The 13488-nt window shown below is 60.0% G+C and carries 9 protein-coding genes and 1 tRNA gene; 1 reads left to right on the top strand and 9 read right to left on the bottom strand.

Going from position 1 to position 13488, the window contains the following annotated elements; genetic code table 11:
• The first annotated feature begins 185 nt into the window (after window positions 1–185).
• The gene (locus tag FJV77_RS14490) at window positions 186–1388 is read left to right on the top strand and encodes a trypsin-like peptidase domain-containing protein (protein ID WP_142867474.1); all 1203 of its coding nucleotides are present in this window, start codon (window positions 186–188) and stop codon (window positions 1386–1388) included.
• Window positions 1389–1421: 33 nt separating this feature from the next.
• On the opposite strand, the gene grrM is transcribed toward FJV77_RS14490, so the two are convergent.
• From grrM to FJV77_RS14445, 9 genes are all read right to left on the bottom strand, one after another.
• On the bottom strand, window positions 1422–2648 hold the full coding sequence (gene grrM, locus FJV77_RS14485; protein WP_246691258.1) for a cyclophane-forming radical SAM/SPASM peptide maturase GrrM/OscB: 1227 nt from the start codon (window positions 2646–2648) through the stop codon (window positions 1422–1424).
• Entirely contained in the window at window positions 2603–2875 is a 273-nt protein-coding gene (locus FJV77_RS14480; protein ID WP_142867473.1) for a hypothetical protein, read from the bottom strand. Before FJV77_RS14480 ends, grrM begins: the two co-directional genes overlap by 46 nt.
• Window positions 2854–6285 (bottom strand): hypothetical protein, encoded by a 3432-nt coding sequence (locus FJV77_RS14475; protein ID WP_142867472.1) that lies wholly within the window; start codon window positions 6283–6285, stop codon window positions 2854–2856. The genes FJV77_RS14480 and FJV77_RS14475 overlap by 22 nt, the downstream gene beginning before the upstream one ends.
• Before the next feature lie 11 nt (window positions 6286–6296).
• The gene (locus FJV77_RS14470; RefSeq protein ID WP_142867471.1) at window positions 6297–7916 is read right to left on the bottom strand and encodes a hypothetical protein; all 1620 of its coding nucleotides are present in this window, start codon (window positions 7914–7916) and stop codon (window positions 6297–6299) included.
• A 682-nt stretch (window positions 7917–8598) separates the two neighbouring features.
• Window positions 8599–8683, bottom strand: a tRNA-Leu gene (locus tag FJV77_RS14465).
• A gap of 153 nt (window positions 8684–8836) precedes the next feature.
• Entirely contained in the window at window positions 8837–9457 is a 621-nt protein-coding gene (locus tag FJV77_RS14460; protein WP_142867470.1) for a 2,3-bisphosphoglycerate-dependent phosphoglycerate mutase, read from the bottom strand.
• Window positions 9458–9551: 94 nt separating this feature from the next.
• On the bottom strand, window positions 9552–10373 hold the full coding sequence (gene dapB, locus FJV77_RS14455) for a 4-hydroxy-tetrahydrodipicolinate reductase (RefSeq protein WP_142867469.1): 822 nt from the start codon (window positions 10371–10373) through the stop codon (window positions 9552–9554).
• Window positions 10370–12229 (bottom strand): ABC transporter ATP-binding protein, encoded by a 1860-nt coding sequence (locus tag FJV77_RS14450; protein ID WP_142867468.1) that lies wholly within the window; start codon window positions 12227–12229, stop codon window positions 10370–10372. Before FJV77_RS14450 ends, dapB begins: the two co-directional genes overlap by 4 nt.
• Before the next feature lie 157 nt (window positions 12230–12386).
• Window positions 12387–13406 (bottom strand): glucokinase, encoded by a 1020-nt coding sequence (locus FJV77_RS14445; RefSeq protein WP_142867467.1) that lies wholly within the window; start codon window positions 13404–13406, stop codon window positions 12387–12389.
• Window positions 13407–13488 lie beyond the last annotated feature (82 nt).

Genomic DNA, 13488 nt, shown 5'->3' with positions numbered 1-13488 from the left:
CGATCGTTGGCTAGACAGCTCTTGGCGAGGACAGGCTATATCTGCGACGGCAAGGAGTGCGCCTGCGAACTGGATCACCAAAGCAACAAAAAGCCCGGGCGAACCGGGCTTTCTCCGGATGTCTCTATAGCGGGCTAAACTGGCCTTTTAATTACTGAGCGCCTGTATTGGTCCTCGACCCACGCATGCCGACAGCAGTCTCCAATTGCTGGGCGATCAGCATCGTAGAAAAGAGGAAATTTGAGCCGATTGATTTGTTGGGAGTGGATAGCCAACCTTCCCTGTCGCCTGTAGATTGTTTACGCAGAAAGTCCAACTTTGTGGAGACAGACATCGTGGATTGGAACCAGCTTTCCGGACCCCAGCGCATGCTTTTACGCAAAGCTCTGCTTTCTGCATACCCCAGATCACAAAGCTTCGACATCTTCCTTGGAGACAGGCTAGACAAAGGTACTTTGAACAACATTGTCGGTCCTGGCGGCTATGAGGCTCAAATCTTTGAGTTCCTCCCCGAGGCCGAGGCCGGAGGGTGGACAGACAGGCTGGTGGATGCGCTTCAGCAGGACAGGCCCGACAATCTTCTCGTCCGGAATCTTCCCAACGCCGTCAGGGCGGCTGGTGCCGAGCCACCCGGACGCCTGACGTCGTCATCGTTCACGTTGGAGAAGATCGTTCAGGGTGGAGGCTTTTCAGACGTCCGGTTATGGGCTCAGTCGTTGGCACTGATCAGCGAGGCCACCTGCCGCGTCGAATCTCCGTCCGGAACAGCGCGGGGGACGGGTATCCTCATCGAACCGGATCTGGTGCTGACCAATTTCCACGTCGTGGAGGAATTGTCGCTCGGGCAAGACGACGTGGTCTGCCGGTTCAACTATGCCAACGATACGTCGGGGCTCAGCGAGGGAACTCCCTACGGACTTGCCGGCGGCGAACAAAGCGAAGTCGCGGAGAGCCCCTACGATCGGGTAGCCGATATAACAGGCAAGGGCCTTGCCAGCCTGGACTGCCTCGACTACGCGTTGCTTCGCCTCAAGGCACCCGTCGAAGGCACGCAGCCAATTCCCATAAAGGCCGGCATAGCTCCGTCGAGCAAGGACCTGCCGGTTCTCATCGTTCAGCACCCGAGGGGAAGGCCGCAGGCGTTGGCGATCGGCAAGTCATTGGGCATCACGGAGAACGGTTCGCGGTTCCGGTACGATGCGGATACGTTGGCCGGCTCGTCCGGCTCCGGCGTGTTCAACCAAAAGCTGGAGCTGATTGCCCTTCACCACGCCGGCGACCCGACAGCCGCTATCGTGGCCGAATTCAACCAAGGCATTCCGATCGGCCTGATCGCTGCGTCGATCTCGCAAAAGAGGGGGGCTAAGGCAATTCCAGGAAAAGTGTGAACCGGTTAAGCTCCGCGACTTCCGTGAAACGCTTTAAGGGCTGATCTTGTCTAAGGCTGCCGTCGCAGGCGCTCGCTCGAACCGCGGCATGCGACCCTCCAGGTCGGCCAGAACCGCGTCGGCCACGGCCTGGTGCGACATCCGGCAATGCATGGTTTCTGTGCTGTTGAAAGATCCGTTCTCGGCAAGCTTGTTCGATGGCGCGCCGCCCAGGCAGATGTCGAAATAGAGACAGCTTTCGCGACACAGCTTCACGCCGGCCTCGATCTCGGGCCACATCGCCCTGAAGGCCGGAGATACGAGGATTTGATCGACTGACGCGCCGGGCAACTGCCCGACACCGAAATCTCCGAACCGCTCGTGGGTCGTGCCGGCCAGTTCGGGGGAGAAGGTGAACAACTCGCCGCGCACCGACACCGTAACGATGCCAAATGGCACGTTCTGCGAGTTATGGCCGAATGTTCCAAACCCTGGACTTTCCAGGCAAGCGAGCAAATCCTCGCGTTCGCGCAGGCGTATGACCGGCATCGCCTGCGATGCGCGTTCGATCACGCGCGCGAAAAACGTTTGAAAGGCCTGCTGGGAACCATCCGCTTCGAGGGTCGAAGTATGAACTGGCCCCTCTATTTCCTCGATGTTGAGGCCGATGTTGGAAATTCCATGCGACTGGAAGAAATCCATGAATTCGTCCGCTGCCTCAAGCGTCGGCCGTCCAACAACGGAGATGACGTGGAACGGAACGCCGCGCCGCTGAAGCTGCTCGATGCCCCGCATGACCCGGCCGTGAGTGCCCTGGCCGGATCGTGTCTTGCGCCTGGCGTTGTGGAGCCGGGCCGGTCCATCCAGACTGACGCCGACGCGCATGCCCGTTTCCAGGAAAAAATCGCACCATTCCTCATCGATGAGCATGCCGTTGGTCTGGATGGCATGCGGAAGCCCCAGACCCTGGGGAGCGACCTCCTGCATTGCGGCCATTGCAAGCCGATACCATTGCGGTTGGACAACCAGCGGCTCGCCGGCGTGCCACACCACCGTGAAATCCGGCGCGTTCAGACTTGCATCGAAAATGAAACGAGCCGCCTCGCGGGCCGTCTCGACGGGCATCGTGGTGCGGTCGGTGCGATTGGGCAGATAGCAATAGTCGCAATCGATGTTGCAGAATGCCGTCGGCTGCATGACCAGCAGCCGCGTGACGCCCCGGAGGGCCGTAGGGTTCAAAAATTCCGCCATCCGTTGAGCCAGTTGTTCCAGTTCGCCCAATTTGGAAAATTGGGAAAATTGCCCCAGTATTGGGCAGTTTCAACGTCACCCTGGATCGCCCACCCTTTCTGCTCAATCGATTCGATATAGGCGCGACGAATTTCGTGCAGCCGATGGATCGGGCTCTCTTCCTGCGACGAAACGGCGGCTTGCGTCCCTTGCACGTCCAGCGCGAGGGCCAGGGCGTTGAAACCGGCAACAGCGACTAGTGAGGCTTTTCGGCGCATTTCTTCAATCCCTTCGGCTTGCCCTCGTCAGGCTTGGGTCTTGCTGGCCAGTCACCTTCCGTATCTTGCTGATCGATATACGCTTGGCACTGCGGGTCCCCGCTACACGATTTTGGTATTCGGATGTCGGTACCGGATTCGTCAGCAGAATCCTCGCAGCTCTGCCTCTTCCACTTCATGCCCAACCATCTTGATCTCAGCATCCTTCGCATAGGCTCCATACCAACAAGGTACCGTTTAACTTTGGACTCTCCGTTCACGTTATATTTGAGCCAAAGCCACCCATCCGCGATCTTCGCGCTCAATATTTGCGGCCCAAAGTCCAATATCTTCGCTCGCACCAAGGGGTTCGGCTCATCTTCGTTTTGACCGTCGTACTGGATCTCAATATTATTTTCGCATGGATTACCAAGTTTGTCGCTTTCGAGCTCGCTGCTACAACGCATCGGGTCGCGAAAAATAAAAATCCTTTTCTTGTCAGCGTCCAACAGTACGGCACCCGTTATACACCTCTGGAGTGTTAGGTTCTCTCTATCCCGGGCTGGAACGTCTCTATATACGCACTCGTCCCCCGAATCCCAATCTACCTTCACTCCAGGGCCGATCTCGTCAGGGTCACTGAATCCAGTAGTCGTCCACATGATGACATCTTGAGAAGAAGCGGTCTTCCTATAGACATCGTCATCTTTGCATTCGCCCGTCGAAATGGTTGTCACCCAGAAGCCAACAACGCCTTCCGATGAAAAGAAATAAGCACATGGCTTGTCTTGCCCGGCTACTCTCACCAGAAGGCCAGTTTTCTTCTGCATTTGCTCCAATCGGGCAAGATTTTCAGCAGACAGTGCCACTCGTTGAGAAAACATTTCGTTAGTACGTTGATTTCGACGCCAAATCTGCACTGTATTCGCGTCTGTGCTGAGCCGCAGCTGCCACTCCCGATTCTTCGACTGGCATAGCCAGCCCTTGCCCAGGGTATCGCGAAAGCCGTTCCTCTGCTCACTTCCGGCCGATGAATTTGGCACCTGATCGCACCGCGCCGGTTCGTCCTTTCGATCAAAGGTGCCAACCTTTTCGCCAAATTCGTCAGGAAATCGGATATTCATGTCTCTGCCATATATTTTTCTCGCCCCTTCGTCGATGCTACCTATGGTTTGACTAAGTATATCGGAGAAAAATAACGCTGAATTATATTCACCATAAGCTTTTCCTATAACATAATCATACATTCGATCGTATACGGCGGTACGATCGACACTACTTGCCTCGTTAACTTGAAGCGAAAGAAGGGTATAGCGGCTCTTTTCAATCTGTGTGAACAAGAGCGCGGCCAAGACCACCATGACCGCTGCCGCTGCGATCCTCGTTAGGACCGTCGCGGTGTCCTTCAATCGCTTGCCTCGATCCTTCCACCAGTTGGCCCATAACCTAGCCTGCTTGATACCCGATATATCTGACGCATTGCTCCCGAGCACCGCCTCCGCCCAGCTCTGGCTATAGGGCGCATCATCGGCGAATATTTCATCCAGAGCACTGGCGCTCACAGCTGGAATCGCGCTCGAGGCCTTCGCCGCCAGCCCGAAATTTCGCCACGTCGATCTGGACCAGTCCTGCGGCCCCAAATCGCTAACGCTCCTCGCCGTATTCCGCAGCCCAGTCTCAATGTTCTTCTTCTCGTCCAACCATCCCAGATACGAACTCCAGTTGCGGATGAAGGCCTCATGGGTGACGTTGTACTTCGGGAGCGAGTCCGGCATTTGGGAAGGAAGCACCTCGACCATGCCGGCGGTTTCAAACCTCCCCAGCGCCCTGGTCAAGCGGAACCTGAGTTCGTCCAACGCGTCGTCCGTCTTGCCCAATCGCTCGGCGCCTCCCGAAGCTTCCAGCATGTTGTTGACGGTGATGAAGCGCCGCACCGGCTTGCCATTGTCGTCGAGCTGGGCAAGCGAGCTGAACGCCACCTTCAGGATGCCTTTTGCCTCTGCGGCGAGGTCCTTGGGTGAGATTGTCTGATTTGGCGATGAGCCGCTGGCGAACTCGTCCCTTGCCTTCGTGAAGACGTCGTCGGCATCGGCGTTGAGGCAACGCTGCAATTGGCTCCTGTTGTCTACGCCCTGCTCTTCGACCCACCCTGGTACCGTCTCAAGATGCCGTTTTCCGATCTCGAACGGCGCCCTGGGGTCGCTGGCGCGCCGCGGAATCCACTCCTCGACAGCGCGTCCCCACACCAGCGGCAGCGCGTGCTGTAGCAAGGGCAGCCGGTCGGCGGTGTGGACTGCCGCATCGCCTGCCTGCCAGTACGCCTTCTGCAACAAGCGCACCGTTTCCTGGGTGTAAGGGGCGAAGGACCTGCCTGACGCGCTGTCGAGCGGCAACTGCCACAGCCTAGCAAGCCGCTGGGCCGGGTCGACGATAACCGATTCGATCTCCTCGCCGGCGACCAGATCGACGAGATACATCGACGAATTGATGACCTGCGACATACCTGCATATTCGGAGAAACGGTGAATCTCCTCGCTGCGCATGGTGGCGACAGCGAACAGCCGCTCCGGCCTGTAGTCGTGGATATCGCGGACTAGCTTGATCAGCGCCTCGCGTCCACGCGCGTCACATTCATCCCGGAAAACCTCCTCAAATTGGTCGACATGCAGGAACAGCAGTGGCGAAACATTGCGTTCCGCGCCGAAGCTCGCCGCGCCATCGAAGGCCTTCAGCGCGCCGTCGACGAAGTCGAACAGCGCCGAAGCCGAAATCGTACCGAGCCGCGGAGATATTTTACGCGTCAACCAACGTCGGACACCTTCTTCTGCGGCCTTCTTGTTATCGGCCCATTCGATGCCGAGAGCCCCGGCTACCGCTCCGATCCTCTCGCTTGCCTGCTCTACCGAGGCGGCCTTCTCTTCAGGCTTCCTTTCGGGGAAATCGCCCTTGCGGTCGGAAGCAGTGCTGGTTCCGGCGAAAGCCAGGTCCACGAAGCGACGAAGCGACAGCCAAAGCGAGTCGAGAAGCTGCTTGATTGGGTCGGTCCCGGGCCGCGTATCGACCACGTACCAGGCGCCCCACTGACCCTTGATCGGAATGCTGTTCAGCTCGGCAATAAGCCCGGCCCGGGTGAGGGACGACTTGCCGCTGCCAGAGCCGCCCACGACGACCGTCATCCTCCTCGGCTTGTCCGACTCCCTACCGCCTCGATCGGCAAAGAACTTCTTCAAATCCTGCTTTTGATTCTCTCGGCCGCAGAAGAACCGGTTCATATCCACTCTGAAGCTGCGCAGGCCCGGATAGGGAACGGTGGTAAGAATGCCCGGCGGTTGAGGCACGCAATATATGTCTCCGCCCTGCCAGCGTCGCACGAACGTTTCGACCTGGTTTTCAGGACGCGGGGCCACTTCGGCGGGGTTGGCAATTTCCATCGACCGCCCCTTTAGGCTTGCAACATCTCTACGACCGTATCTTTCAGATGCTTCACATTTTCGCCGTCGAAGGTCCACTCACCGGGGCCGCCCCGAAGCTTGAGCAAGTTCCAGCGGTTGACCGTCAGCCCCTCGGCGAAGCGAAGTCCGTCGAACTCGTCGAAATTCTGGAAAAGCACCGCAATGCGCAGGACTTTGGGCTCACGTCCGGGAAAAAAGGTGGCGAGTTGCTGGTCGATCGTCGCATCCCAATCCTCAAAATGGCCTATCGTGCTCCGCTTGTCATGAGGAGCCGCCCTCTGGTCGTGAGCGGCCACAATATTGAGCTTCGCACGGTCGAATTTGCAGATACTTTCAGACAGGATTTCGAGAGACACCGGCTCCGTATCGTCCTCTTGTTGATCGGTGTCCTCCCTCAGTTGCTGAAGACTGGAAGAAAGCAGGGTCCTCTTGGGATCGTCAGCCGGCATATCCTCGAAACGAGTGCTTATCGTGTTTCCCTGAATGTCGATAAAATCAGCAAGGCTCAGCAGCTTTGTGCCAATCGAGTTCAGCGGCCCGACGAATGGGTAGTCGATCTCGTCCTTCGCTTCGGTTACGTCCGGCCAATTGCCTTCGGGTCGCCAATAGACACGGCGGAATTTGCCGACCGTTTCCCATGCCGTTCCGATTTCCTCCGGCGTGTAGCCGAGCGCCGAGACCAAAGGGACCATCATCGCTGCCTTGATCCCTGTTATGGTAGCGTCCCTGCTAGCTGTCGGCCGGACGAAGATCGGCAGCGACTTGAAAAGCTCCTCCCGATCCTTAGGGTTCAACTTCTTTGTGGACGCCCAGCCGTCTTGCCAGTACTGGACGAAATGCGGATTGCGCCTGCTGAGGTAGGGGACGAGACCTAAACCATCTGCCGCGGCGCCTGCCGCGTCATCGGAAGCGGCGGTTGGTTCGCCCAAGACCACAACGCCGAACGGCCCCCTGACGACTGGATTCGACAGAAACCTGGTGATCGCATTCTTTTCCTTGGACAAATCCTCGCTGACGTCCGGCAGTTTCAGCACGAAGAGCGATCTATCATCGAATGGCGAATTGGCGGTGCCGAAATTGTCACGCATCCGCCGTTTGTCCCACCACGACTCCGCCTTTCGACCGAAGAGTAACACGACGAAACGCTTGCGCCTGAAACCATGCTCATCGGCGGAGGTCTGCCAGTCCTCGAAGGCATGGACAAAGGCCCCCTGGTCGGAGTCGCGCGCGTCGACGTCGTCCTGCGTTATGACCGCAACAAAGTGGCCCGATGCCCCCATCTGTTCCTTCGTGCGTTCGCTCGGCTCACCCCATACTTCGGAAGAAAAGGGATGATAGTCGTCGAAGAACTCAAACAAGCCGGATTTCACGCTTTTGTCGTAGGCAGGGCCGGGAGTATACAAGCGAAACCATTTCGGCCCCGTCACGTCGCCGGGCCGCAACAAAGACAAGACCGTCATCAACGGGTCATCTTCAAGGTAATTTCGAATATCAGCGTTGTCCTGCTTAAATTTTTCCGCCAATGATTCCAGAAAAAGAAGCGATTTCGCCTCGTCGAGCTCATTCAAATACTCAAATACAATGTCCTCAAACGGCGCATTTCTATCCACTTGCTCAAATCCAGGGAGTCCCCCTGTATCTGAGATAAACATCTCAAACTTGGTGATGTTTGGGAATCTTCCTCTGGGGGGAACTATAACGGATCTAAGTTCCGCCAACTCAGGTCCAGTCAAATATGCCATGGCAACATCGCCTCGATACGCGTCTCGACTTTCAGAAACTGTACATTGTACGGCAACGTCGCTGCGGATGCATATGAAGCAGCATCGGCATGTTTCGAATCGATGCCGCGCGCCCGATCAGGTGCTCCTGAACCAGATTCGGTCCAACGACACCCCATGAGCCTACCCAGCCTGACATTGTTAACACCCACGCCAACAGCTTAGTTTGCGCCGCAATTTAGCGGCTTGCAAGTCGTTGCTTAAATGAATGCAGAAGAGGTCGTGTCAAACCTGACCAGCCTACTAGCTCGCTTGGCGAAGTCAGCTATTTCGCTCGAAGGCAAGAGCGCTGAAGGCAATTACAAGTCAACCAATGCTCACGCCACGAACCACGGCAGAATAGTGAGTAGCTACTCAAAATCTGCGAGGAGTTAAGAAATCCTAACAGCTTACCAACAGCTTGAAGGACGCCAACAGACAGTTGCATTGGATACCCAATAAACAAAAAGCCCGGCGAACCGGGCTTTCTGTCAGGCGTTTGAACCATATCGAATGGTTCGAAACGGGAATTTGGTGCCCAGAAGAGGACTCGAACCTCCACTCCTTGCGGAACACGGACCTGAACCGTGCGCGTCTACCAATTCCGCCATCTGGGCTGGTGCGGGCTCATGTAAGCGGGCAAGCGACAGGTGTCAACGCGCTTTTTTCAAACCCGCCCGCACGGCGCCGGCTCAATTCCCACGGCTGGCGCTGCCCCTCACCTGCCTGCTGGCATCCTCTCCCCGTAAACGGGGCGAGGAAGGCTGTGGTCACCCCTCCAGCACGTCCTTCGACGCCACGGTGGAATCGGCGTTGAGCTTGTAGATCACCGGCACGCCGGTGCCGAGTTCGAGCTTGACGATCTCCTCGCCGCTCTTGCCGTCCAGCGCCATGATCAGCGCGCGCAGCGAATTGCCATGCGCGGCGACCAGCACGGTGCCGCCCCTCAGCACATGCGACTGCATGTCGTGTAGATAATAGGGCCAGACGCGGGCGCCGGTGTCCTTCAGGCTTTCGCCGCCGGGCGGCGCCACGTCGTAGGAGCGGCGCCAGATGTGCACCTGCTCTTCGCCCCACTTCTTGCGCGCGTCGTCCTTGTTGAGGCCGGAGAGGTCGCCATAGTCGCGCTCGTTCAGCGCCTGATCGCGGATCGTCTTCAAATCGCTCTGGCCGACGGCGTCGAGGATGTGCTGGCAGGTCTTCTGCGCCCGGATCAGCGCCGAGGTGAAGGCGATGTCGAATTTCAGCCCTCGCGCCTTCAGCTTTGCACCCGCCTCTTTGGCCTCCTTGTGACCCAGTTCGGTCAGGTCGACATCGCGCCAGCCGGTGAACAGGTTCTTCAGGTTCCATTCGCTCTGGCCGTGGCGCACGAGCACGAGAGTTCCCGACATGTTTGCTCCTTCGAGTTGTGGGGTGGGTCCGAGCAATTCCAGGAAAAGTGTGTAGCGGTTTTCCGTCCGGAATTGCGTAAGAAAAATAGATGCCTCAGCTCAGGCCGAGCACGTCCCGCATCGAATACAGTCCAGGCTTCTTCGCGCGAGCCCAAAGCGCGGCCTTCACAGCACCGCGGGCAAAGATCGCGCGGTCCTCGGCATGGTGCGACAGCGTGATGCGCTCGCCGGTGCCGGCCAGGATCACGCTGTGGTCGCCGACCACCGACCCGCCGCGCAAGCTGGCAAAGCCGATCGTTCCAGGCTTGCGCACGCCGGTATGGCCGTCGCGCGCGCGCGCATCGTTGCCGGCAAGCGCAATCCCGCGTCCCGCCGCCGCCGCTTCGCCGAGCAGCAAGGCCGTGCCTGACGGCGCGTCGACCTTGTGCTTGTGGTGCATTTCGAGGATCTCGATGTCGAAATCGTCGGCGTCGAGCGCGCGCGCCGCTTGCTCGACCAGCACCGCCAGCAGATTGACGCCGAGGCTCATATTGCCGGATTTGACGATCGTCGCGTGGCGCGCCGCCGCTTCTATCCTGGCGTTGTCTTCCGCCGAGCAGCCGGTGGTGCCGATGACATGGGCAATGCGAGCCTGCGCGGCGTAGCCGGCGAATTCGACGGTAGCGGCCGGAGCGGTGAAATCGAGCACGCCGTCGGCCTTGGCGAACACCGGCAGCGGGTCGTCTGAGATCGTCACATTGATGATGCCGATGCCGGCGAGCTCGCCTGCATCCTTGCCGAGATAGGGCGATCCGGCGCGTTCGACCGCGCCGACCACGCGCGCGCCGGGGATCGAATGGATGGCGCGGATCAGCGTCTGGCCCATGCGGCCGGCCGCCCCTACCACCACCAGGCCCATATCGCCGGATTCGCTCATACGGTCCTCCCCATCACCTTCTTTCCGCGCGAGCGCGGCAGCGGAGTTTGGATCGGCTTGGCGTCGTCGACAAGCCCCAGCCCCTTCTTGCCCTGCACGCGGTGGAAGCGGGCGTAGACGCTGTGTGGATCGGCCATCAGCGAGGCGTGCGTGCCTTCCTCGACCAGCCGGCCCTGCTCCATGACGATGATGTGGTCGGCATTGACCACGGTCGACAGGCGGTGCGCAATCACGATGGTGGTGCGGTCGGCCATGACGTGGGTGAGCGCTTCCTGGACGCGGGCTTCGGCCTCGTTGTCGAGCGCCGAGGTCGCCTCGTCGAGCAGCAGTATCGGTGCGTTGCGCACGATGGCGCGGGCAATCGAGACGCGCTGGCGCTGCCCGCCGGAGAGCGTCGCGCCGCCTTCGCCGACCGGCGTGTCGTAGCCCTGCGGCTGCTGGCGGATGAACTCGTCGGCCGCAGCCTGGATTGCCGCCTGTTCGATCTCGGCGTCGGTGGCCGATAGCCGGCCATACCTGATGTTGTCGCGAATGGTGCCTTCGAACAGATAGGGCGACTGCGAGACATAGGCGATCGAGCCGCGCAGCGAGTGTTTGGTGACTTTGGAAATGTCCTGGCCGTCGATCTCGATCGTGCCTGCATCAACATCGTAAAAACGCTGCAGCAGCGCCACCAGCGTCGTCTTGCCGGCGCCCGAGGCGCCGACAATGGCCGTCATCTTGCCGGCGGCGGCGGTGAAGCTCAGCTCCTGCAGCACCGGCACTTCCTCGACATAGCGGAACGACACGTTGTTGAACCGCACCGCGCCGGTGGTGAAATGCGCCTCTGTGGCGCCTGGCGCGTCGCCCTGCTTCGGCTCGCGGTCGAGCAGCTCGTAAATCATGCGCGCATTGACCAGCGCCCGCTCCATCGAGACCTGCATGCGCGCCAGCCGCCGGGCCGGGTCATAGGCCAGGATCAGCGCGGTGATGAACGAAAACACCGCGCCCGGTGGCTGGCCGAGGACCAGTGCCCGATAGCCGGAATAACCGATGACCGCGGTCACCGCGAGGCCAGCCAGCATGTCGGAGATCGGCGACAGCCGCTCCGACACGCGGGCGATCTTGTTGCTGCGCTGTTCGGCGCTGGCGGCGAGGTCGCCGATGCGGCGCGACAGCTCCTCCTCCATGGTGAAGGCCTTGACGATGGCGATGCCTTGCGTGGCCTCCTGCACGGCCCCGATCAGCCGGGAATTGATCAGCACCGACTCCCGGTTGATCTTGCGTACCCGGCGCGTGATGTAGACGACGGCCCAGATCAGCGGCGGTCCGATCAGAAGTGAACTCAGCGACAGCACCGGATCCTGGTAAATCATGACGCCGACAAGGCCGACCAGCGTGACGGCGTCGCGGGTGATCGAGACCAGGGTCAACGACAACAGGTCGCGAATGCCGCCGACATTCTCGTTGACCTGCGCCGCCAGCCGGCCCGAACGCGTGTCGTTGAAGAAGTCGACGCCGAGCTTCATCAGATGATCGAAGATGCGTCTCTGGTAGCGCGCCACCAGATTGTTGCCGATGGTGGCCAGCGCCACCGCCTGGCCGTAGCCGGCGAAACCACGGATCATGAAGGCGCCCATGAAACCGGCGCAGATCCAGATAACGGCGCCGCCCTGCCGTTCGTAGAATATCTGGTTGACCATCGGCGCCATGATCCAGGCGCTGAAGGCCGTCGTGCCGGAAACCAGCAGCGAGCAGATGATGGCGACGGCATAGTACCAGTGATAGTCGCGGCTGTTTTCAGCCAGGATGCGGCGCAGCACCGCCGTGACCTCGGCCGGTCTCGCCTTCACTCTTTTTGGGCTTTGAAGTGTCAAATCTGCAGCGCTTCGTCGGTTTCCGCAGGGTAGAGCGGGCTGGAATTCGGCCCCCCTCTTAACGCCCCGGCCGTGGCTTGCCTATGGCCAAGGCGGCGAAACTTCGTCGCGGCTCAGTTCGCGATTGAGAGTTGATTGCCAGTTTTTGCGGTGCGGATCATGCCCGCCAGCGCCGACCTGCGGTCTGGACACCGAACAGCGAGGGGTTGCGGGCATAGGCAGCGAGCCCGAGAAGGGCTGCCAGCGGGTGGGTGATGACATAGACCGGCATCGAGCCCATCAGCGCGCTGTGCGGCGCCTTGTCCTCGAAGGCGGCGCGGAAATTGCCCTCCTTCAACGCCGGCACGATCTTTTGCGCGATGCCGCCGGTCAAAAACACGCCGCCGCGGCTCATGAACACCAGCGCGAGATCCCCTGCGGTGCGGCCGAGACAGGTGACGAACAGCGCCAGCGCTTCCTCGGCGACCGCATCGGTCTTGGCCAGCGCTGCCCCGGTGATCTCGGCCGGCGTGGTGAAGGGGGACGGCTTGCCATCGGCCTTGGCCACCGCACGGTAGACATTGACCAGGCCGCGCCCGCACAGGATCTGCTCGCCCGAAATACGGCCTTCGAGCTTCTCGATGTGCGGGAACACCTCGAAATCACGCGGTGTGCGCGGGCCGATGTCCATATGGCCGCCCTCGCCCGGCACCGGTATCCAATGGTTGAGCGCATGCACCAGCCCGGCGACGCCGAGCCCGGTGCCGGGGCCGAGCACGACGCGCCCGGCATTCTCCTCCGGCGTGCCGCCGCCGATCTTTTCCATATGCTCTTCGCCGAGCGCCACGACGGCCAGCGCCTGCGCCTCGAAATCGTTGAGCACGACAATGTCGCTCAGGCCCAGATTGGAAAACATCTGCTTCGGCTTCACCACCCAGGGACAGTTGGTGAGCGGGATCTCGTCGCCATCGACCGGCCCGGCGATCGCCAGCACCGCCGAATTCGGCCGCACCGACGAGCGGTCGAGCACCGCCGCCTGAATCGCCTCGTCGATGGTGTTGAAATTGGCCGTCTGCACGATCTGCGGCTCGCCGGCTTCCGAATTCGCATCGAGCACGATCGAAAAGCGCGCATTGGTGCCGCCGATGTCGCCGATCAGCACTGGAAACCGCAACGCTGCGTCGTCGTCGCCTGACATGCTCTTGGTCGTCCCCTTTGCGACGCCGTTGCGCCTGTTTCAATCGATTGACTAGCGCATGACCCAGGAAAGGGGAAGCGTC

The sequence above is a fragment of the Mesorhizobium sp. WSM4306 genome, from assembly GCF_007003975.1.
Taxonomy (GTDB): Bacteria; Pseudomonadota; Alphaproteobacteria; order Rhizobiales; family Rhizobiaceae; genus Mesorhizobium.
The sequence above is the reverse complement of the archived record's forward strand: the minus strand, read 5'-3'. Positions and strand labels throughout refer to the sequence as shown.